Source organism: Streptococcus equinus (assembly GCF_900101445.1).
Lineage (GTDB): Bacteria > Bacillota > Bacilli > Lactobacillales > Streptococcaceae > Streptococcus > Streptococcus equinus_B.
The window spans coordinates 595,756-618,861 of the sequence record NZ_FNKE01000001.1 but is presented as its reverse complement, the minus strand read 5'-3'; the positions used below and the strand labels follow the sequence as shown (position 1 = coordinate 618,861).

Below are 23,106 nucleotides of genomic sequence, written 5' to 3'. Positions count from 1 at the left end.
AATGAAGTTTTAAGAAAGACTTCATAAACAATAGGTTAAAGGAGATTAATGATGTTGAAAGTTCTATTGATTGTTTTGGTTATTGCACTTATTGTAGCTGGTGTTTACAGCGTTAGAAATCAACTTTGGGTGGCAAAAACATTTGGTTATGATTATGTGGTTGTCATGAAAGATGGTGCAAAAATGCCTGATTTAGCAAACAATGCTAACCTTAAAGGAAAAGTTAGAGTTGTAGGTTCTTCAGATGATACTTGCAGCGTTCAATCACACCTCAACGATGTGGAATTGAAAAAGATTTTGATGGCAGATTATCACTTGTCAGATGAACAAGTTTATATCCGACCAGCACAACTCTCAGGTGCCCTTGGTATGATGTAGTTTAGGAGATGACGAATATGAGCATTAAATGGGTTATTATTATCGCATTTTTAGTTCTGATTGCTCTTGTTTACTTTTTGACTAGCAAATATCGAAAAGTCTATGATAGTCAAGGTGAACGAATGGGAGGACCTTACATCATTAAGTTTACAAATCTTGATAAGCAACCAGATATTTTAGCCAATCAAAGGATTGCTGATACGATTCAAGTGCTTCATAAAGATTCAAAAAGTTATCGTGTTTATTCTATAATGAACGATGAAAAGTTGAAAAAGCTAATTACTGATGAGTTAGGCTTACAAGAAAATCAAGTTTCTGTGAATTATACAAAATTATTTATTCCCGCTTTTTTCTAGGGAAATAAAAAATGAAAAGGAGTTAAGCTAGTTTTCACTAGTTTGGCTCTTTTTTTCTAAAAAAACTGAAGATTTACAGCAAATTTCCGTAGTGATTGCAGTTTGATTACGGAAAAAGTTGTATCTAAACGGAAAATTTCCGTAGTGGTCTTATTTTTTTCCGCATCACATAGGAAAAAGAATGCGTTTACATAATGATTGCGTTTTCATATAATATCAGTGTAAACAAAAAACAAAGGAGATTAAACGTTATGGCTAAACAAGCTTTAATTATCTGTGCAGGTGGTATGTCATCATCAATGATTGCTAAAAAAACAATGACATATCTTCAAGAAAAAGGTGAAGACATTGAAATGGATGCTGTTGGGGTTCCAGAAGGACAAAAACGTATCGAAGCTGATAAATACGATTTGTACCTTGTCAGCCCACAAACTAAAATGAACTTTAAACAATTGGCAGATGCAGCTGCTAAAACAAACAAACCAATCGTTCAAATTCCACCACAAGCTTACATTCCAATCCCAATGGGTATTGAAAAAATGGCAGCTTTGGTAAAAGAAAACATCTAATGCCCGTTGTGATATAATAGTTCTAATGGTACTTGGAGGTGTCCTCTTCTGTGTTAAATAAAAAAGAAAAGCAGATTATTCAATATCTTATTAAAGATAAGGATAAATTCGTTACTAGTAAAGAACTAGCAGCGCAATTAGGATGTTCGGATAGAACAATTAGAACTTACTATAAAACACTTGTTGAAAAATTAGATTTTTACTCAAGCATTGATTTGATTTCCAAGCAAGGTTATGGCTATAAGTTAGACATCGTAGATGATGATGCTTATGCTGATTTCTTGGAAGAAAATCATATCAATGACCATCACAATAATTACCAAAACATTACTGATATCAATGATCGTTACAATTATCTGTTAAACAAACTTTTGTTTGAACAAAATGAAATTTATTTTGATGATTTAGCAGATGAGTTGTTTGTTAGTCGATCAACATTATCTAGTGATTTTAAAAAGATAAGACAAAAATTTAAACCTTATCATTTGAAAATTGAAAGCAAAGCCAATAAAGGGGTTTACGTCTTAGGACAAGAACGTGATAAACGTCGTTTCATCATGGATTACTTTATTGATTCTGGTTTTATTAACACCATGCATTCATACGTTGATAATGAGTTGCTTAATCAAAAGATTTCTTTTGAAGAGTTAACCATCATTGTTCTGGATGAATGTCGGGAAGGTGGTCTTAAATTATCAGACTTTGTGATTCAAAATCTAGTCATCCACATTGCTTTAGCGATTCGTCGCATTACCGAAGGTTTTCGCATTAGCAAGGTGTCAGAAGATGAACTGGTACTGAGAGGTTTGGCAGAACGTCAAATTGCTGAAAATATCTTAAAACGTGTTTCAGTATCTACGCACATTGATTTTCCAGCAGAAGAAGTTGATTACATTACTCTCCACTTGGTTTCAAAAGGTCACGGGAGTGCTTGTCACATTTCTGAAGTTTTGCAAGAGCAAATGCGTCAGGAATTGATTGACAGTATTGACCAAATTAATCCAACTGTTAAGAATGACTTCCAATTGATTGAGGGCTTGCTTGCTCATCTATCAACAATGTTCATTCGCTTGCAAAGCAGGGTTGTTATGGAAAACCCTTTGACAGCGGAAATTCAAGCCAATTATCGCGATATGTATCAACTAGCTGAACGTGTTGTAGCTAATATGCCAACTTTCAGTGCTTACACTTTATCACCAAATGAAATCGCCTACATTGCTCTGCATTTTATGGCTGCCAAAGAAAGATACAAAGAACAACGTAAATACAATGTTCTTGTCATCTGTGCTACGGGATACGGCAGTGCTCAAATGCTTAAGAGCCGTATTGAAAACGAGCTCGGGAACTTGGTTTCAATTACGGATGTGATTGGTTATTATGAAATCAACGATGAAAAGTTAAAAGGAATTGATTTTATCGTTTCTTCTATTGACTTGTCAAACTTGATTTTCAATATTCCAGTCTTTACGGTTTCAGTTTTCTTAAATGATGAAGAGTTAAAGGATATTAAACAGGGAATCTCTCATTTGAATAGGTCTTTAGCAAATGTAGAAGATCGTCAATCAGAACTCAGTGTAAGCGATGTGTTTGATGATTACTTCTCAGAAGACTATTTCTTTCTACTATCGGACGCTTCAAAAGAAGAGGTATTGCAAAAACTAGCTCAGAGCATTTCACAAAATGAAAATGAGCAATTTGAGGAACGACTTCTTAATATGATGAAACAGCGGGAATCTATGAGTTCCATCGTATTCGGGAAAAACATTGCCGTACCTCATCCTTTGAAAGCCGTCGGTAGCAAACATCATTTTGCAGTAGCGATTGTAAAAAATGGTGTGAAATGGGATGAACAATATCCATCAATCAAAATTATCTTTTTAATGTCAATGTCAATTCATGATAATGATGGACTACCAGAGTTGACATCTGCTATTGTTGATTTGGTTGATAATCCAAAACTTCAAGAACAAATGTTAGCTTGCCAATCATTTGATGAATTTAAAAACATATTTTTAACGATTTAAAAAGGAAGTAGGAGTTATATGAATTCAGAAGAATTGCAAGTTGCAGCATTTGAGATTATCTTAAATTCTGGTAACGCACGTTCAATCGTCCACGAAGCATTCGATGCGATGCGCGAAGGAAACTATGCGTTAGCAGAAGAAAAGTTAAAAGAATCAAATGACGAATTATTAAAAGCCCACCAATCACAAACACACTTGCTCCAAGAATACGCAGGTGGTAAAGAAGTTAATGTTGAAATCATCATGGTTCATGCTCAAGACCACTTGATGACTACAATGACACTTCGTGAAGTTGGACTTGAAATGTTAGAATTATACAAAAAAATCGGTTAGTTAGGCAAGAAAGGAGATAGCTATGGCTGCTTTAACAGAAAAGGAGAAAAGAGAATTAGACGCTACAAGACGTGAAAATGGGATTAAAAACATGTATTACACACGTTATTTCCTCATTCGCTACGTTGTTGCCTTCTTCTTTTTCATCAATCTGTACTGGATTTTGATGTTCTTATCTGCTAGTAACTTCAGTCTAGTTATCATTCCAGTTCTTATGGCTGCCTTTGGTGCCATTTGTATGTGGGAACAATCGCGAATGTATTCAAGGGAGCAAAAACCTGCGGTTAAGACGCAATTTTATTTCCAAACGATTATTGCTTTAAATATCATTTTAATTATTGCCACTGTATTTAAACAATATCACAGTTTTTATCCATTCTTATCTGAAAATGGTACGACTCAAATTTTTCTCATCGTGATGCTTTTACTTGGGATTATGATTTCATCATGGATGTTAGTAAAAATCGCTCGTATCAATCGTAATTCAGATAAACAATACTATCGCATTCAAAAATATTTGGCATCAATCAATTAGTTAACAACAAACATTCAACAGTTTTTAGGAGGAGAAGAAAATGTTTGAATTTTTAGAAAAGTACTTGATGGGGCCGATGGCTAAAGTATCTGCTTGGCGTCCTGTTCGTGCAATTGTTGCCGCTGGTATGGCAAGTATTCCATTTACCATCGTCGGATCTATGTTCCTTGTCTTGAGCATTATCCCACAAGCCTTTCCAATTCCTGCCTTAACATCAATTTGGGCAAACTCAGTTGATAAAATTGCGCCTCTTTACTTGCAAGCTTACAACTGTACAATGGGTATCTTGTCTCTATACTTTGCCATCGTTATTGGTTATGAGTATACAAAAATCTTTGCTGACGAAGAAGATTTGAACGTTGACCCAGTATATGGTGCTCTACTTTCAGTATTTGCATTCTTCTTGACAATTCCAGAATTGCTTGTTAAAAATGGTGCATTTGACTACTTGAACGTCAAAGGTGCTACAATCAATGGTTGGACTGTTGGTGGTAACAGCTTGGCTCGTTTGTCAACATCTGGTATGTTTACAGCAATCTTGATGTCTATCCTTGCTGTTCAACTTTACCGTGTATGTATCAAACGTAACTGGGTTGTTAAAATGCCAGAAGCAGTACCATCAGGTGTTTCTCGCTCATTCTCAGCTTTGATTCCATGTGCTTTCGTAGCTCTTGTTGTTCTTATTATCGATGGTGTGCTTATCGCACTTGGTACTGATATCTACAACGTCGTTGCTATTCCATTTGGTTTCGTTCGTCACATCGCAAACTCTTGGCTTGGTATTGTGGTTATTTACCTTCTTGTTCACGCTTTGTGGATTGTTGGTATCCACGGTGCTAACATCGTCATGGGTCTTGTTAACCCAATCCTTTTGTCAAACATGGCAGAAAACGTTGACGGAGCTCACATCGCATTTGCCGGTGAATTCTCTAACTCATACGTTATCATGGGTGGTTCTGGTGCAATGCTTCTTGCTTGTGTATGGCTTGCAGTAGCAGCTAAATCATCACAACTTAAAATGCTTGGTCGTGCAGCTATGGGTCCTGCAATCTTCAACATCAACGAACCATTGATCTTTGGTCTTCCTGTTGTTTACAACCCAATCCTTGCCCTTCCATTCATTATCGCACCAATCGTAAGTGCTACAATCGCATACTGGTCAATCAAACTTGGCTTTGCCGCTGTATCAATCATCCAAACTCCATGGCCAACTCCAATCGGTCTTGGTGCTTACATCGGATCTGGTGGTAACGTCGGTGCCGTTATTACAGCTCTTGTCTGTGCTCTAGCAGCATTCTTTGTTTGGTTCCCATTCCTTAAAATGTACGATTTGAAACTTCTCAAAGAAGAAGGCGTAGAAGCTTAATAGAATTTAAGAACGGGTTTACCCGTTCTTTTTTTGTTTTGAAATGAAAGGGAAGTTAGATTTTTTCGTGTCATAGTATCATTTTTTCTGAATATACTCAAAGCTTTTTTCAGAAAGCTAGCGTATAATGGGGGCAAGGAGGGTGTTATGACAGTAAAAGTAATTGCAACCGATATGGACGGAACTTTTTTAACAGATAAAAAGACTTATGACAAGGTTTTATTTGACCGCTTGTTTGATCATTTTATGGCAGAAGGCATCAAATTTGTGGTAGCAAGTGGTAATCAGTATCGTCAGATTATCCAACAATTTCCCAAACATAAACATCTAATGTCTTTTGTGGCTGAAAATGGCGGTCACATTATTGAAAATGGTCGAACTTTGCAGGAAGAATTTGAAACAGTAGAAGCCATCTCAGCTTTGGTTAATTATATCGAAAAACATTATCCAGATACGGTGATTAATTTGGCTGGGAAAACTTCGTCTTATTTGCCAATGTCGACACCGAAAAAAATTAAGGACTTGCTTAGCTATTATTTGCCTGTTTTAAAATACGTTGATAATCTACATCCAATTCCTGAGGATGATTATTTTAAAGTCACTTTACTGGTTCGTGATGAGTTGACTTTCCAAGTGAGAGAAGACATTAATGCTCTTTTTGCGGATTATCAGCTAACTGCGACCTCTAGCGGTTTTGGTTGTATTGATGTCATTCCTTCGCATGTGCATAAAGGAACTGGGCTTGATTTCTTGCTCAATCACTGGGGTTATGGTCCTGAAAATCTGATGGTCTTTGGTGATGGTGGCAATGATATTGAAATGCTAAAACTAGCTAAATATTCCTTTGCTATGGCCAATGCTCCGCAGGAAATTAAAAACGTAGCCAGCTATCAAGCTCCGTCAAATCAAGAAAATGGTGTCTTGCAAGTTCTTGCGCGACATTTCTTGAATGAGTCAGATTTGTGATAGAATAGTCAAAAAGGAGAAAAAATGACTGATTTTCAAGAACTATATCACAAAGCTGATGTGACAGAATTTCGTAAGCAAATCTTAGCTGACCAACAAACACAGTTGTGGGAAAAATACGACGCCTTGAACCAACTGGTAAAACAGCCAAATATTGTCTTTGCTGGAGATTCTATCACTGAGTACTTTCCCATTCATGAAATGCTGACGTCGGATTTACCGCTTTATAACCGCGGTGTTCATGGCATCAACAGTTTGCAGCTTTTAGAACATCTGAATACACAAGTTTTAGATTTGAAACCAAGTAAAGTTGTTCTCTTGATTGGGGTTAATGATTTAAAGACCAGACAGCCAGAAGAAGTGCGTGAAACGATTGACACTATCATAGCTACTATTCAACAAAAGTTGCCTGAAACTCAGATTATCTTGCTTTCTGTTTTTCCAATGAATGAGTCACCAAGATTTGTCCGCACACCAAGTCATCGTAATAACGATAGCATCAATCAATTAAATAATTTGCTATCTAACTTGTCAGGAGATGGTGTGACATACCTTAATCTGCATGATGCTTTGTGCGATGAAAGTGGTGAGTTACCACTAAATCGTACAGTTGATGGTCTTCACCTTAATGTCGATGGTTATCGTGTGGTGTCTGAAATTTTATCAGCTTATTTGTAGTGGGATAGTATCATTTTCCAAGATAATAATGCAAGATTGCGCTTTCAAATGACGGTATACTATTATTGTATTTAATTGAAAGAGGGAAAAGATATATGACAAAAGCATTTCCAAAAAACTTCCTTTGGGGCGGAGCAATTGCTGCTAACCAAGCCGAAGGTGCTTATAACGAAGATGGCCGAGGACTTGTTGCAACTGATGTGACGACTGGTGGTAGTGTTAATGCACCACGTTACATGACTTATATCGGCAAAGATGGTAAACTTGGTAAAGCGCCAGCTATGGGCCATAATGGTAAGATTCCTGAAGGTGCAAAATACGCGGTGCTCGATACAGAGCATTATCCAAACCATGTGGCTGTTGATTTTTATCACCGTTACAAAGAAGACATCAAGCTGTTTGCTGAAATGGGTTACTCTGTTTTTCGTTTGTCAATTTCTTGGGCTCGTATTTTCCCAAATGGTGATGACAAAGAACCTAACCAAGCAGGGCTTGATTTCTACCGTTCAGTCTTTGAAGAATGCCGTAAATACAATATTGAACCTTTGGTTTCAATTTGGCATTTTGATACGCCATTAGCACTAGAAGAAAATTATGGCGGTTGGAAAAATCGTAAGCTGATTGATTTTTATGTGCGTTATTGTGAGGTTATTTTTAACGAATACAAAGACTTGGTTAAATACTGGTTAACTTTCAATGAAATCAATAACACAACCATGTTCCTTGATATGTTTGGCTCAAAAGCTAGTGATGCGGATTACCAAGAAGGTTATCAAATCCTTCACCATCAATTTGTAGCGTCAGCTAAAGCTGTTCAAATTGGGCATGCAATCAATCCTGATTTCATGATTGGAAATATGATTTGTGGTATTACATTTTATCCTGGTACATGTGATCCAGCAGATATCCTTGCTAATGAACACAAATGGCAATCAGGCATTTACTACTGTGGTGATGTGCAAGCAAAAGGAAAATATGGGACTTATGCCAAACGTCTCTGGAAAGAACACAATGTTGAATTGGATATTACAGAAGAAGACCTTGAAGATTTGAAACGCGGGACAGTTGATATGTATACTTTCTCATATTACATGTCAAACAATGTGACAACTCACACTGGCGGTGAGCAAGTAGCAGGAAACTTCTCAACTGGTGCTAAGAATCCTTATTTGACTTATTCTGATTGGGGTTGGGCGCATGACCCAATGGGACTTCAATATTATCTTGAAAAAATCTATGATCGTTATGAAATTCCATTGATGGTTGTTGAGAATGGCCTTGGAGCTTTTGATACTGTTGAAGAAGATGGCTCAATTCACGATGATTATCGTATTGATTATCACCGTGCACACATTAATGCCATGGCAAATGCTATTGACAACGGTGTTGACCTTATTGGTTACACTACGTGGGGTTGTATCGATATCGTCTCAGCTGGTACAGGTGAAATGCGTAAACGTTATGGTTTCATCTACGTTGATATGGATGATGAAGGCAATGGAACCCTAAATCGCACACCAAAAGACAGTTTCTATTGGTATAAAGAAGTTCTTTCAACAAATGGCCAAAAAGCCATTGATGAAGCAAGTGAAGATTAAAACTGATAAATAAATTCCTCGCTCTTTTAGCGGGGATTTTTTGAAATAAACGGAAAATAAGAAAGCGCTTTTTCATAAAAAGTGATAGAATAAACTTAAAGGTTAAAAAGTTTATTGGAGATTATTATGAGAGTTAAAGGTCACGGAACAATAAAAAAATCAAAAGCCTACGGTGTTATTGGAACACTTTTGTTATCAGGTGTCTTGCTGACGGCTATTGGAGCAGGTGGTGTTTGCGCTGATGAAGTGCAAGCAAGTACGAGCGCCACTGTTAATAGCGTGTTAGCTGATGTCAATAGTGAAAATTATCAGGCTGATGCTGGTTTGTCTGAAGAAACTAGTGATTTGCCAGAAAATGATAAGGCAAATGAGCTTAATTCTGAGTCAGCACCTAGTTCAATTAATGATGAGCAAAGTACGACAACTACTGAGCAAACAGAAGTAAATGACGACAAAGAAGCAACAAGTGCTGATGACAGTAATTCCACTGGTACTGAGTCTGAGCAGGTTGAAAATCTTTCTGAAAATCAAACTGAGCCAATGCTTGATGCCACAGACAGTAGTCAGCTTACGGATGAATCACAAGACGCTAAGCCAGAAATTACTGCTAATGACAGTCAAAAACTTGTCGCTGAACGCGGAGCAACAGGAAACGCTACAGACGAAGTAACCAGCGCGACCTTGACTAATAAAGGCTTTGACATTCAGTATAATCAAGCTACTCCAGCAGGTGCTAAAATCATGTTTGCTGTTTGGTCTGAGGTCAATGGTCAAGATGACCTAATTTGGTACACAGCTGATAGCAATGGACATGTCGTAGCCAAATACACTGGTTCATACGGAAAATACAATATCCATACTTACCAAAATCTCAATGGTCAAATGATTGGCTTAAACGGTCGTACCATTGATGTGCCAAAACCAAGTGCTAAGGTCACAATCACAAAAGTCAATGGCACAACTTACAAAGTGACAGTCAGTGATATCCCAGCTTACATCACTAGTATTCAACTACCAACTTGGACAGAAAAAGGCGGTCAAGATGACATCCAGTGGTATAGTACTACTCAAAATGCTGATGGTACCTTTACAAGGACCTTCAGCATTGCTGAGCATAACCTAGAAAGTGGTAAATATAATGTCCACGTTTATGGGACAAGTGCAGTTACGAATTTGCTAATAGGTCTTACTGGTACAAGTTTCCAAGGAGATTATCAGTTTGGTGATGTTAAAGTTCAACCAACTTTAACCGCTAATGGTATCCACATCAGCATGCCAAGTGATGTTAGCTCAGATATGACCGTTTACCATGCTGTTTGGTCAGCCAAAAATGACCAAGACGATTTGATTTGGTACAAAGTTCCAGCTAATGGTCAACTGACAGCTAAGTACACTGGTGATTATGGCACTTATCTTATCCATACTTACGCTGTGATTAAAGGTCAAATGACATGCATCAGTGCGACAAGTATTGATGTTCCAAAACCAAGTGCTAAAGTGACGATTACTAAAATTAATGACACAAGCTACAAAGTGACAGTTAGTGATACTCCAATATATATCACTAGTATTCAACTACCAACTTGGACAGAAAAAGGCGGTCAGGATGACATCCAGTGGTATAGTACTACTAAGAACGCCGATGGCACCTTTACAAGAATCTTCAGCATTGCTGAACACAATCTAGAAGGTGGTAAATACAATGTTCATGTCTATGGAACGAATGCAGTTACGAATTCATTGACTTGTTTAACAGGTACAAGCTTCCAATCTGATTACCATTTCAGTGATGTTCATGTTCAGCCAACTTTAACGACTAATGGTATTCAAATCAGCATGCCAAGCGATGTCAGCTCAGATTTGACTGTTTACCATGCTGTTTGGTCAGCCCAAAATGACCAAGATGATTTGATTTGGTATAAGGTTCCAACTAATGGTCAACTAATGGCTAAGTATACTGGCGATTATGGGACATACCTCATTCACACCTATGCTGTTGTTAAGGGGAAAATGGTATGTATCAGTGCAACAAGTATTAACGTGCCAAAACCAGAAGTAAGGGTTCAAATTGAAAAGCTAACAGACTATTCTGCAAAAGTAACGGTGATAGATGTTCCAGTTTATGTTCATGATATTCAATTACCAACTTGGACAAGTAAAAATGGTCAAGATGATATGAAGTGGTATCACGCTACTAAGCAAGCTGATGGTTCTTATGTCTATACTTTCTACGCTAAAAATCATAAGTTTGAGTCTGGACATTACAATGTTCATGTTTATGGTACAAATGAAGTTACTCATTCCTTTACATGCCTTTCAGGGTCAGACGGTGTTGATTTAATTTTTAATGAGTCACAAACAAAACCAACAGTAGTTGTTCAAAATTACGATGCTTCAAAAGGTAGTTTACAGGTTGTAATTGCGGAAACAGAGTCATCAAAAGATATTGCTAGTGTAACCGTTGCTGCTTGGTCTGATTCTGCACAGAAAAATCTTCATTGGTATACAAGTTCAAACGTTTCAAACGGAAAAGTCATTATTACGGTTGATGAAAAATATCATCATAACATTTCGGCTGACTATACCGTTCACGTCTATGTTAAGACCAAAGATGGTGAAACTATCGGCTATAATCTAGGTCAATATGCTTTTAACAACAAGGAAGTAACCACTAGTGTTTCAACCTCTTATAAGGGAACTGGCGTGTACGGCGTTAACATTTCTGGTGTTTATTCAAATGGTACTGTAAAATATGCCGTTTGGTCTGATGTAAATGATCAAGATGACATCAGATGGTATGATGCCAATACTTCTGGAACAAATGCAGTAGGTCTTATTAACGTCTCAAATCACTCTGGTACAGGAACGTATCACATTCATGTTTACCAGTCTGATAATGGACAAATGTATTTCTTAATATCAACTGAATTTACTGTCAAACGTACGAATTTCAATACCCCATATTACAATCAACGTGACGGACGTTGGGCAAATATTACTTTCGGAGGCTATAGAATGGCTTCAACAGCTTGTGCCCCAACTAGTGTAGCAATGGTTGTTTCATCATTAACAGGAACGGAAATTTTGCCTACAACTATCTGTGCTTATCTCTATAACAATACCGTTGAATTCAATCGCGGTGATGCTGGGACAACTGGACGAGGTGTCGTGATTGCAGCGCAACATTGGGGAATGACAGCGACTGTACTTCATAGCTCATCTCAATTGATTGATGCACTGAAAGAAGGGCACCACGTTCTGGCAGCTGTTCAACAAGATAGGTTTTCACCTTGGGGCTTTGGAACAAGTCACGAAATTGTCCTTAAAGGGTATTCAAATGGAAATACCTATGTCTATGATCCATACAATGCAGCAAACAACGGCTGGTATCCTATCGAATGGCTTTGGAGAGAACAAAGTACACAATCAGGTGATATCAATGGTCTTGGCAATCCATTTGTCAAAGTGACCGATATTTAAAATGAAAAGGAAGTAGTTATACTTCCTTTTTTGTGTTGTACTTTTGCTAAAGTTTTTTGAAACTGCTATCATGGTATTAGAAAAAATTGAAATGGTGAAAAAGATGATAAAACTCATAGCAGTGGATATGGATGGAACATTCTTAGATGAAAAGGGGCAATTTGAAGCCAAGCGTTTTGAGCAACTATTGGATGAGTTGGATAAAAGAGAAATTCTATTTGTCGTGGCGACGGGTAATCAAATCTCGCGAATGAAGATTGTTTTTGGAAATTTGGCCAATCGTTTGTCTTATGTTGTTGGTAATGGTAGCCATTTGCTTGTTAAGGACAAGACGATTTACCTGAAAAATCTAAGTGCACAGCAATTGCAGCACTTTTTACAATACTATGAGGATCATTTTGATGACTATCATATCGTGATTTCATCGCCAGAGCATTCTTACATGACAAAAGGAGCTTATATTTGCCAGAATCTAGGTAATGCGGAGCGCTTGAAATACTACAATGCCAGCTTTCCAAATGTGATTTTACTTGATAGTATGCTTGACTTGCCACAAGAAAAGATTAACAAAATTACCATGCAGCTCCCCATGGCTTTGTTTGAAAGTGTTAGCCAGGATTTCAGAAAAGAATTTCCTGATTTAGTGCCAATGGCTAGTGGATTTGGGGCTATTGATGTGGTTTTGCCTGGTGTTGATAAGGCACTAGGGATAAAAGAGCTGATGGCCTTAAAAGGCATTTCAGCTGATCAGGTCATGACATTTGGAGATGGCGATAACGATATCGCTATGTTACGCTTAGCGAAATATTCTTATGCAATGGAAAATGCTAGCGAGGCAGTGAAAGCTGCTGCAAACTTTATAGCACCATCGAATGCTAAATCAGGTGTTTTTCAAGTGATTGAACAATACCTAGAATCACATTAAAAAACACTCCTGAACGATTTCAGGAGTGTTTGCTTTATTTCATGCGAGCAAAATAGTTTTTTGTTTCACGGATAATAACTGGTGAGAGAGCAAGTAGAGCGATAAGGTTTGGTAGAGCCATGAGGCCATTAACGATATCAGCAATAATCCAGATAAGCTCAAGTTTTAGGAAACCACCAAGAGCAACCATGATGACAAAAATAACGCGATAAAGTTTGATGTGTTTTGTTCCAAAAAGGAATTCAAAGCAACGTTCACCGTAGTATGACCAACCAAGAATTGTCGTAAAGGCAAAAAGAACAAGACAGAAAGTTAGAGCAAGAGCACCAGGAGTTCCAAAGAGAGATGAGAATGCTGCTTGAGTTAGAGGTGCACCTTCTAGACCAGCTACAGTCCATTTCTCAGTAACGATGATTGAAAGACCAGTCAAAGTACAAATGATAATCGTATCAATGAAAGTACCAGTCATTGAGATAAGCCCTTGTTCAACAGGTTCTTCAGTTTTTGCAGCGGCAGCAGCAATTGGTGCTGAACCTAGACCAGATTCATTTGAGAAGACCCCACGCGCGATACCTTTTTGGATAGCCTCTTTAACAACAGCACCAGCAAAACCACCAACAGCAGCTGTGCCAGTAAAAGCACCAGTGAAGATTTGACCAAATGCTGGAAGAATTTGATTGAAGTTTGTAAAGATGACAGCTAAAGTTGCAAGGATGTAGATAATCGCCATGAAAGGAACAACTTTCTCGGCAACTTTTGAGATTGATTTGATCCCACCAAAGATGATGATGGCAACCACCACAGCAACAACGATACTAACAATTTGTGGCGCTAAGCCAAATGAATTTTCAAGTGATGATGTGATTGAGTTAACTTGAGAGAAAGTACCAATACCAAAGTAAGCAACGAGGATACCAGCGACAGCAAAGAAGATAGCAAGTGGTTTCCAGCGTTTGCCCATACCGTTTAGGATATAGTACATTGGTCCCCCAGAAACTTCACCGTTATCATCACGTGTGCGGTATTTGATAGCAAGAAGTCCTTCAGAGTATTTTGTTGCCATACCAAAGAAAGCAGCAATCCACATCCAAAAGAGGGCTCCAGGACCACCAGCTTTGATAGCTGTTGCCACACCAACGATGTTACCAGTACCAACAGTTGCTGCAAGAGCAGTAGCAAGAGCGGCAAAACTAGAAATATCCCCTTGCCCTTTATCGTCAGCGAAAATTAATTTAAAGGCTTTAGGTAATTTCAAAACCTGGAGTAAGCCAAGACGAACAGTTAAATAAATCCCTGTTCCCACCAAGAGAATAAGCAGTGGGGCACCCCAGACAATATCATCTAGCATTGTAAAAAAGTTTAGCATATACGAATAAGTCTCCTATAAAACATAGCGTCCTATGATGCCAGTTAGAATAGAAAAAAGGAGTTATCGTAGTGATAACTCCTGAAAAGTGATAAGAAGACTGACAAAGATAATACACCTTACCTGTTAATCGATTCTTATCTTCTGTCCTTTTGCCTGAGAGTTTGAGCTAGATGCGTGTCTAGCCTTGCCCCTTCGGCGCCTGTCTAGTTCTTTCATGTTAGTATTACAATACTCAGTCCTTAAAAACATACTAACGAAAGGTCACTAGTGTCATTAAAAAATGACTAGGTCTCTCCAGAAGTCCGTCCATCACCCAGTCCTGTCTATGACACCTGAGAGCGTAACTCCTTCGGCGAAAGGCAAGCTTTCTTCTCCTGAATGACATCATTCGGTTTGCTATTTGATTTGAATACTATATTAAAGCAAAAACCGAACTTTGTCAATAGTATTTTTTGAATTGTTTGGAAAAAATATAAATTACAAAAAAATCAAAGAATGATTTGCGATAAAATATTAATGATCTTTTCGATATCTTGATTAGAAATATTAGCATAATTAACGATGAAAGACTTGTCAAAATGCTTATTTTCCCCTTGGTAATAGTGGGAAATAGCTGTCATTTGTAAGCCATTTGCCAGAGCTTGCCTGCAAATGTCATCTTCTGCTAGGTCACTTTTAATGGTCATGATAAAATGCAAACCAGATTCTTCATCATGGATACTGATGTGATTTTTGAGTGGACTGGCTAATAATTTTTGGATGAAGGTATCACGTTTTTTCTGATAAAAAAGTCGCATACGATTTAAATGCTTTTCAAAATAACCGTCGTTAATAAAGTAAGCAAGGGTGTATTGTTGTAAGTTTGAGACAGTGTTATTGTAAAAGCTAAGTTGCTTTTCAAAGCGTTCCAATAATTGCGGCGGCAAAATCATATAACTAATACGTAAAGTTGAAGCCAAGCTTTTGCTAAAAGTATTGATATAAATGACTTTTCCGAGGCTATCAATCTCTTGAAGGCTAGGAATCGGTAGCCCTTGAAAGCGAAATTCACTATCATAATCATCCTCAATGATATAACGATTGCCTTGATTTGCCCAACTTAAAAGTTCATAACGTTTGCTGATAGATAAAATAGCTCCTGTAGGAAATTGGTGCGAAGGAGAAAGGTGGACAATATCGGCATCTGTTTCTTTTAGTTGTGACATACTAAGTCCGTCATTTTCCATATCAATGAAGGTTTGTTTGACATGAAATTGTTGATAAATTTTGCGGATTTTTGAATAACTTGGTTCCTCAAGTGCGACAGTTTTATCAAGCCCAAGCAGTTGAATGAGAATAGTATACAAATACTCGGTTCCTGCACCGATGATAATCTGGCGTGGGTCGATAGCCATTCCGCGATAGTCATTTAGGTGTTTAGCGATAGCTTGTCTTAGTAGCAGAACACCTTTACTTGGCGAGGGGTGAACAAGTTCATCTTGGCAGTTATTAAGAACTTGACGAACAATTTTTGACCACGTGGCAAATGGAAAAGTTTCAGAATTGGTCTGGTTATTGCTAAGTCGTAAATAAGCTTTGTCGTCATCTGGCCTGCTTTCTGGATTTGAAAGTAACCTTATGGTTTTTTCAACGGGTGGATGGTGCGGATTGATTTCTGAAACGAAGAATCCTTTTTTTGCCTGACTGTAAATATAGCCTTCAGCTTTTAATTGCTGATAACTGGTTTCTACCGTAACGATAGATATGCCAAGGTGTTTGGCTAGGTTGCGTTTTGATGGCAATTTTTCTCCAGCTTTTAAAATCCCAATGGTAATATCTTTTTTGATTGCACGATAAAGTTGTTCATAAAGGGGAATAGCACCCTTTTTATCCAATGAATAAGTAAGCATAACATCTCCAATCTGACCCTATAAAAAAGTTTTTAAGTGACGCTTGATACCATGTCAGTTTTTATTATAATGAAAAGCAATAAAAATGTAAATGAGGTGTTTTTATGGCAAACCAACGTTATCAACTTAACAAGCAACTAGCTCAAATGCTCAAAGGTGGAGTGATTATGGATGTAACCACTCCTGAACAAGCAAGAATCGCTGAAGCAGCAGGTGCTTGTGCCGTTATGGCACTAGAAAGAATTCCTGCTGACATCCGAGCTGCAGGTGGTGTCTCACGCATGAGTGACCCCAAAATGATTAAAGAAATTCAAGAGGCGGTTTCCATTCCTGTTATGGCAAAAGTGCGCATTGGGCATTTTGTTGAAGCTCAGATTCTTGAAGCTATTGAGATTGATTACATTGATGAAAGTGAAGTGCTATCACCTGCTGATGACCTTTATCATATTGATAAGACTCAATTTGACGTGCCATTTGTGTGTGGGGCTAAAAATCTTGGTGAGGCTCTTCGCCGTATTGCAGAAGGTGCTAGCATGATTCGTTCAAAAGGAGAACCAGGTACTGGTGATGTCATCCAAGCGGTTCGACACTTACGTTCATTGAAAAAAGAAATCGCTCGTCTAAAGGCTCTTCGTTCGGATGAACTCTATCAAGCAGCAAAAGAATTGCAAGTTCCTTATGATTTAGTCAAAGAAGTTCATGAGACAGGAAAATTACCTGTTGTTTTATTTGCGGCAGGTGGTGTGGCTACGCCAGCAGATGCTGCGCTGATGATGCAACTTGGTGCAGAAGGTGTTTTTGTTGGCTCTGGTATTTTCAAATCAGGTGACCCCGAAAAACGTGCGCGTGCTATCGTTCAAGCTGTGACAAATTATCAAGATAAGAAATTACTTGCCAAGTTATCAGAAAATCTTGGCGAAGCCATGGTCGGCATTAACGAAGAAGAAATCCAATTGCTTATGGCTGAACGTGGAATTTAGGAGGTTGATATGGTTTTAATCGGAGTGCTAGCCCTGCAAGGGGATTTTGCAGAGCATAAAGCAAAGTTAGCCTCATTAGGTGCACAGACAATTGAGATTCGGCAGCTAAAAGATTTGGAAAAGCCGCTAGACGGTTTGGTGCTTCCAGGTGGTGAATCAACAGTACAGGGAAAACTGTTAGCTGATTTGGGGCTTTTAGAACCTTTGCGAGAAAGGATTCAGCAGGGATTGCCGGTTCTTGCGACTTGCGCTGGCTTGATATTACTAGCTGAAAATGTAGAAAATCAGGCAGAGAATTATTTAGGAATTTTACCAGTCACCGTTAAGCGTAATGCCTACGGCAGACAGTTAGGAAGCTTTACGTCTTTGCTTGACTTTGCGGATTTAGGTCAAGTACCAGCGACTTTTATCAGAGCACCATACATTAGTGAGGTAGAAGATGAAGTTGAAATTTTGTCAAAACATCAAGGGAAAATCGTCGCTGCTCGTTATCGCAATCAAATCGGACTTTCTTTTCATCCTGAAGTTGATGAGAGTGACAGCATTCATTCTTATTTCTTGAAGATTTGTCAAACAAAGTGAAACCAGCCAACATTATTTCTTTAAAAAATGGTACAATAGAAAAGCATTGATTTTAATGAAATAATTAATATAGAGAGGAATAAATCTCGGATGGTTTTCTTGGCTGATAGGAGCTGATGGCAGAACCTCCGTGGTCTTTTATACGATGAATCCTTTATTAAATGGTATGAATGATAAGCAGGCTGAAGCTGTTAAAACGACAGAAGGTCCGCTTTTGATTATGGCAGGTGCGGGCTCTGGGAAGACTCGCGTGTTGACACACCGCATTGCTTATTTGATTGATGAAAAATTTGTAAATCCGTGGAATATCTTAGCGATTACCTTCACCAATAAAGCTGCGCGTGAAATGCGTGAACGTGCCATGGCCTTGAATCCAGCAACGGCAGATACTTTGATTGCTACCTTCCACAGCATGTGTGTCCGCATTTTGCGCCGTGATGCAGATCATATTGGCTACAACCGCAACTTTACCATTGTGGACCCTGGTGAACAACGTACGCTCATGAAACGTATTTTAAAGAACCTCAACCTTGATCCTAAAAAATGGAACGAACGTGCCATCCTTGGAACGATTTCAAATGCCAAGAATGATTTGCTTGATGAGGTTGCATATGAGAACCAAGCTGGTGACATGTACACTCAAATCGTTGCCAAATGTTATAAAGCTTACCAAGCTGAACTTCGTCAAAGCGAAGCTATGGACTTTGATGACCTTATCATGTTGACGCTTCGTTTGTTTGACCAAAATCCAGATGTTTTGGCTTATTACCAACAACGCTACCAATATATTCACGTAGATGAGTATCAAGATACTAACCATGCTCAGTATCAGTTGGTTAAACTCTTGGCATCTCGTTTTAAAAATATCTGTGTCGTCGGTGATGCTGACCAATCTATCTATGGTTGGCGTGGTGCTGATATGCAAAATATCCTTGATTTTGAGAAAGATTATCCTGAAGCCAAGGTTGTTATGTTGGAAGAAAACTATCGTTCCACTAAGAAAATTTTGCAAGCAGCTAATGCCGTTATCAATAACAACCGCAACCGTCGTCCGAAAAAACTTTGGACACAAAACGCTGACGGGGAACAAATTGTTTATTACCGTGCGCGTGATGAACGCGAAGAAGCTGTTTTTGTTGCCTCAACGATTGACAATATCGTCCGTGAACAAGGGAAAAACTTTAAAGATTTTGCAGTTCTTTACCGTACTAACGCCCAATCACGTACTATTGAAGAAGCATTGCTGAAATCAAATATTCCATATACAATGGTTGGTGGAACGAAATTCTACAGCCGTAAGGAAATCCGTGATGTCATTTCATACTTGAATGTTATTGCAAACACTGCTGACAACATCAGCTATGGACGAATTGTCAACGAACCAAAACGCGGTGTCGGTCCTGGTACGCTTGAGAAAATCCGTGACTTTGCTAATCTTCAAAACATGAGCTTGCTTGATGCATCAGCAAACATCATGCTTTCAGGTGTCAAAGGAAAAGCAGCACAAGCCGTTTGGGATTTGGCTAATCTTCTTATGAACCTTCGTGCTGACTTGGACAAATACAGTGTTACTGAATTGGTAGAAGCTGTTCTTGATAAGACTGGATACCTTGATGCCCTTCGTGTGCAAAATACGCTTGAAAGCCAAGCACGTATCGAAAATATCGAAGAATTCTTGACTGTTACGAAAAACTTTGATGAAAATCAAGACGATGCCCCAGAAGATGAATCTGGTATTGACAAACTAAGTCGTTTCTTGAATGATTTGGCTTTAATTGCGGATACTGATGATGGTGATGCTGAAACAGCAGAAGTGACTTTGATGACCTTGCACGCTGCTAAAGGTTTGGAATTCCCAATTGTCTTCTTGATTGGTATGGAAGAAGGGGTCTTCCCTCTTTCTCGAGCTGCTGAAGATCAAGATGAATTAGAAGAAGAACGCCGTTTGGCTTATGTTGGTATCACGCGTGCTGAGCAATTGCTCTTTGTGACAAATGCCAATACACGTACCTTGTTTGGTAAGACAAGTTATAACCGTCCATCTCGCTTCATTCGTGAAATTGATGACGAGTTATTGCAATACCAAGGCTTGGCTCGACCTGCTAATTCTTCATTTGGTGTTCGCTATAGCAATAGCAGTGACCAATCAATGAGCTTTGGTAAAGGCATGAGCCTCCAACAAGCTCTTCAAGCTCGCAAAGCGAAAGTTCAACCGACATCACGTGGAGCGCAGCCATATTCAAAAGCTGTCAAAGGAGTACCTTTTGGTCAAGCTGCTGGCGCTTCAAAAGAAGCTGTCGACTGGCAAATCGGAGATATCGCTCACCACAGAAAATGGGGTGACGGAACTGTCCTTGCAGTTACAGGCTCAGGCAAGACTCAAGAACTAAAAATCAATTTCCCAGAAGTTGGACTTAAAAAACTACTAGCCAGCGTCGCACCAATTGAGAAGAAATAATAAGAGAAGTAATACCAAAAGAAATCCAAGGAAAACTTGGATTTCTTTTTTTTAAAATTCTCAATCAGGAACAGTTTTAGTAGAAGCTGATAATTTAAAGACAGCAACAGCTAAAGCTAGAAATGTAATCCAAGTGGATGTGATATTCCACGAAGACAAACTACTAAATAATACTGTTCCGACAGGAAGGGACAAGGTGAACAAAAAAGTTAGAAAATTATTTGTTTGTGCTAAGGTATTGGCTGGAAGATTGCTCAATAATTGAGAATTAATTTTAGGATTAACTTTTCCGACTAAATAACTGGCAAATGCTAGTAATAAAATACCGATAATTAAGGGGAAGTGGATAAGATTTGAAAGACCGACAAGAAAGAAAATTACTGCACTAATTTTTAGCAATTGTCTAGTTGATTTTTGAGAAAAATAATCGTGTGGTGTCAAGCTTCCAATCAAAATACCGCCAACTAAGATAAACTCAATAAGAAGTAGTGCTTGGCTGTAGGATAGGTGACCAATTTTTGCAGACAGTAACCAAATATTATAAATAGCATTAAGTGAGCCACTGAGCATATTTAAGCAGAGAATTGCTAGGAGTAAGTGAAAAAAATCAGCGCTATTAGTTTCGTTAAAAATCAACATAACGTTATGGTATAAGTTTGAAAATTGTTCTTTGAATGATAGTTCATTATCGCTTGATAAAACATCGTAATCAGCATCGTCTTTGATGATTAATATCACTAGAGCTGACAGCATAAAAGAGAGTGCATTAATTATTGCGACAAGCGCAAAGTTGTGTTGAGAAATCGTTAATAACCAAATTCCTAAAGCTTGTCCAGAAAAGTTGCAGATATAAGAAATGAATTGCGTGAATGAATAGGCTTCGATTAAATCTTTCTTGTTAACGTACTTTTGAATAATAGGCATTCGAAGACCATTTGAAAAATCGCTTAACATATCGCTAAGGATATTAAAAAGGCAAATAAAAGAAAAGGCAAGTAAACAATGCTTGGAAATTATAAAAGCCAAGCTTGTAAAAATAGCTGTTTGAGTAAAACCTGTGATAACAATCCATTTCTTTTTGAATTGAGTTTGATCAGCCTTTATGCCAACTAAAATAGTAAAGAGTGTTGGTATAACCATTGTTATATTAGCCACTCCTACCATAATTTTTGAATGAAAAACAGTGGCAGCATAGACGACGAAAACAATATTATATAGTGATGAACCAATAGTGTTTAAAAATCGAGAAACTGTTAGAAAGTGATATACCTTATTTGTAAAAAATAATTTCATATTTTTGACTCCTTAACTGATTTTTGGATTATTATATTATTTTTTTAATCAAGGAGTAAAAATGTTGAATATATTCAAAAGGAGTCCAGAGGACTGTTTTTAAACGAGCTACAAATAAGAAAATCACTCATGTTCTTTAAAGAGTTTTTTGTAGATAAAAATAATAAAGAAAATATAAAAAAGATATAAGCTCTTGAATATATTCAATATTATAATCAATTTAAGTTTTCGCTGATTACTTTTTGCATTCCAGAAGAGTAATAATCGGCAGCTGATTGGCAATCCAAAATCTTTAAAATTTGGATTGCATCATTCATTTGTTTCAATCCATCTTGTTTATGTCCTTGTTTATAATCAAACAAGCCCTTTGCCCATAAATAAATCGTACGGTAATAAGCTTCGCTTTCTTTGTAAAAATGATTTTGGATTTGTTTATTAAAATAATTAGCATTAATAAAATCATTTTCATCGATGCAAAGCATAAAACCATTTAGTAACATTGTATGAATAATTTTTCGGTTTTCGCCTAGTTCTCCTAAAAAATCAGTTTTTCGGAGACACTCTCTAGCATACATTGTAAATAGTTCAGGAGATAACAGAGTAGAACAAATCGAAAATAGAGATAGTTCATGGTTTCCCCAGATTTCAGTATTAAAAAGGTAATTATAAAGGAACGTTTCTTCTTCAGATGTTAGTTCTGTTGTCTCATCAAAGGCTTTCATGTGTGCTTTTATGATTATGGTGTAAAGCATCTTTGTATCTCTATTATTCTGCTTATTTTGCTCACTTTCATATAATTTCTGTAAACCAGCTTGATCAAGCTTTTCTTCTAAAGAATAGATTTTTTCTTGTAATTCTACTAAATCACTTTTCAAAAATCCTCTAGTTAGATAAAGAAATTCATTAATTTCAATATGTGCGTTTTCAAGAGCTATCAATAATTTTTGAGCAGAAAGGTCATTTTTTCCACTTTCAAATTTTGAGAGCATTGAAGGGGAGAAGTGTCCACCAGTAGCATTTGCTAGCGAAATATGTCTTGCTTCTCTTAATTCTTTGAAGGCTTGTCCTAAATATTTCATGTATTACTCCAGTTTATTAAAAATTCTTTTGTACAAATTATAACTCTTTTTTATCAATTCACCGCAAAAATTGTGTCATTTTTCTGAAAATTATTGCGCTTTCAACTTGAATGTGCTATAGTTATTCTGTAAATTTAATAAGACATTTGGGGTGCGTAAAAGCTGAGATTATACCCATTGAACCTGATGCAGTTAGAACTGACGAAGGGAAATGTGTAAGCAACAAAAAGCTGTTTTTTTGTTGTGCA

Annotated in this window: 19 protein-coding genes and 2 riboswitches; of the genes, 15 read left to right on the top strand and 4 right to left on the bottom strand. The window is 37.6% G+C overall.

All coding sequences use genetic code 11. The annotated features are described in order from the left end of the window. The first annotated feature begins 48 nt into the window (after window positions 1–48). From BLR83_RS03080 to BLR83_RS03025, 12 genes are all read left to right on the top strand, one after another. Window positions 49–378 (top strand): hypothetical protein, encoded by a 330-nt coding sequence (locus BLR83_RS03080; RefSeq protein ID WP_234793104.1) that lies wholly within the window; start codon window positions 49–51, stop codon window positions 376–378. Window positions 379–395: 17 nt separating this feature from the next. After that, window positions 396–734 carry a hypothetical protein gene (locus BLR83_RS03075; RefSeq protein ID WP_234793101.1) on the top strand — a complete coding sequence of 113 codons (339 nt, stop codon included), beginning with the start codon at window positions 396–398 and terminating at the stop codon, window positions 732–734. Window positions 735–985: 251 nt separating this feature from the next. Further along, entirely contained in the window at window positions 986–1,303 is a 318-nt protein-coding gene (locus tag BLR83_RS03070) for a PTS cellobiose transporter subunit IIB (RefSeq protein ID WP_020916863.1), read from the top strand. 50 nt (window positions 1,304–1,353) lie between these two features. After that, window positions 1,354–3,327: a BglG family transcription antiterminator gene (locus BLR83_RS03065; RefSeq protein WP_074560267.1), complete on the top strand. Its 1,974-nt coding sequence runs from the start codon at window positions 1,354–1,356 to the stop codon at window positions 3,325–3,327. Window positions 3,328–3,345: 18 nt separating this feature from the next. After that, window positions 3,346–3,660, top strand: a complete 315-nt coding sequence (locus BLR83_RS03060; RefSeq protein ID WP_020916861.1) for a PTS cellobiose transporter subunit IIA — start codon at window positions 3,346–3,348, stop codon at window positions 3,658–3,660. Window positions 3,661–3,682: 22 nt separating this feature from the next. Continuing rightward, window positions 3,683–4,195, top strand: coding sequence for a hypothetical protein (locus BLR83_RS03055; RefSeq protein ID WP_074560265.1), 513 nt, complete (start codon window positions 3,683–3,685; stop codon window positions 4,193–4,195). A gap of 40 nt (window positions 4,196–4,235) precedes the next feature. Continuing rightward, window positions 4,236–5,561: a PTS cellobiose transporter subunit IIC gene (gene celB, locus BLR83_RS03050; RefSeq protein ID WP_074560264.1), complete on the top strand. Its 1,326-nt coding sequence runs from the start codon at window positions 4,236–4,238 to the stop codon at window positions 5,559–5,561. A 147-nt stretch (window positions 5,562–5,708) separates the two neighbouring features. Further along, window positions 5,709–6,527 carry a Cof-type HAD-IIB family hydrolase gene (locus BLR83_RS03045; protein WP_074560262.1) on the top strand — a complete coding sequence of 273 codons (819 nt, stop codon included), beginning with the start codon at window positions 5,709–5,711 and terminating at the stop codon, window positions 6,525–6,527. A 24-nt stretch (window positions 6,528–6,551) separates the two neighbouring features. After that, window positions 6,552–7,205 (top strand): GDSL-type esterase/lipase family protein, encoded by a 654-nt coding sequence (locus tag BLR83_RS03040; RefSeq protein WP_074560261.1) that lies wholly within the window; start codon window positions 6,552–6,554, stop codon window positions 7,203–7,205. A 95-nt stretch (window positions 7,206–7,300) separates the two neighbouring features. Next, complete coding sequence (locus tag BLR83_RS03035) at window positions 7,301–8,803, top strand: glycoside hydrolase family 1 protein (RefSeq protein ID WP_074560259.1); 1,503 nt, start codon at window positions 7,301–7,303, stop codon at window positions 8,801–8,803. Window positions 8,804–8,929: 126 nt separating this feature from the next. Further along, on the top strand, window positions 8,930–12,283 hold the full coding sequence (locus BLR83_RS03030; protein WP_074560257.1) for a GBS Bsp-like repeat-containing protein: 3,354 nt from the start codon (window positions 8,930–8,932) through the stop codon (window positions 12,281–12,283). Window positions 12,284–12,353: 70 nt separating this feature from the next. Continuing rightward, a complete protein-coding gene (locus BLR83_RS03025) occupies window positions 12,354–13,208 on the top strand; it encodes a Cof-type HAD-IIB family hydrolase (RefSeq protein ID WP_234793099.1) in 855 nt (284 codons plus the stop codon). A 34-nt stretch (window positions 13,209–13,242) separates the two neighbouring features. Here BLR83_RS03025 and BLR83_RS03020 read toward each other — a convergent pair whose 3' ends face one another. Both BLR83_RS03020 and BLR83_RS03015 read right to left on the bottom strand, forming a co-directional pair. Continuing rightward, window positions 13,243–14,574 carry an alanine/glycine:cation symporter family protein gene (locus BLR83_RS03020; protein WP_074560255.1) on the bottom strand — a complete coding sequence of 444 codons (1,332 nt, stop codon included), beginning with the start codon at window positions 14,572–14,574 and terminating at the stop codon, window positions 13,243–13,245. 134 nt (window positions 14,575–14,708) lie between these two features. Beyond that, window positions 14,709–14,885: riboswitch (glycine riboswitch) on the bottom strand. 180 nt (window positions 14,886–15,065) lie between these two features. Further along, a complete protein-coding gene (locus BLR83_RS03015) occupies window positions 15,066–16,466 on the bottom strand; it encodes a MocR-like pyridoxine biosynthesis transcription factor PdxR (RefSeq protein ID WP_074560254.1) in 1,401 nt (466 codons plus the stop codon). Window positions 16,467–16,570: 104 nt separating this feature from the next. On the opposite strand from BLR83_RS03015, the gene pdxS reads away from it, so the two are divergent. The 3 genes from pdxS (at window position 16,571) to pcrA (ending at window position 20,486) form a co-directional block, all read left to right on the top strand. Beyond that, the gene (gene pdxS, locus BLR83_RS03010; protein WP_074560252.1) at window positions 16,571–17,446 is read left to right on the top strand and encodes a pyridoxal 5'-phosphate synthase lyase subunit PdxS; all 876 of its coding nucleotides are present in this window, start codon (window positions 16,571–16,573) and stop codon (window positions 17,444–17,446) included. 9 nt (window positions 17,447–17,455) lie between these two features. Beyond that, complete coding sequence (gene pdxT, locus BLR83_RS03005) at window positions 17,456–18,028, top strand: pyridoxal 5'-phosphate synthase glutaminase subunit PdxT (RefSeq protein ID WP_074560251.1); 573 nt, start codon at window positions 17,456–17,458, stop codon at window positions 18,026–18,028. Between the two features lie 145 nt (window positions 18,029–18,173). Beyond that, window positions 18,174–20,486 carry a DNA helicase PcrA gene (pcrA, locus tag BLR83_RS03000; protein WP_074560249.1) on the top strand — a complete coding sequence of 771 codons (2,313 nt, stop codon included), beginning with the start codon at window positions 18,174–18,176 and terminating at the stop codon, window positions 20,484–20,486. 60 nt (window positions 20,487–20,546) lie between these two features. Here pcrA and BLR83_RS02995 read toward each other — a convergent pair whose 3' ends face one another. After that, window positions 20,547–21,779 carry an MFS transporter gene (locus BLR83_RS02995; RefSeq protein WP_074560247.1) on the bottom strand — a complete coding sequence of 411 codons (1,233 nt, stop codon included), beginning with the start codon at window positions 21,777–21,779 and terminating at the stop codon, window positions 20,547–20,549. Between the two features lie 215 nt (window positions 21,780–21,994). Continuing rightward, entirely contained in the window at window positions 21,995–22,858 is an 864-nt protein-coding gene (locus tag BLR83_RS02990; protein ID WP_074560246.1) for a helix-turn-helix domain-containing protein, read from the bottom strand. A gap of 137 nt (window positions 22,859–22,995) precedes the next feature. After that, window positions 22,996–23,085, top strand: a riboswitch (TPP riboswitch). The last annotated feature ends 21 nt before the right edge of the window (window positions 23,086–23,106 follow it).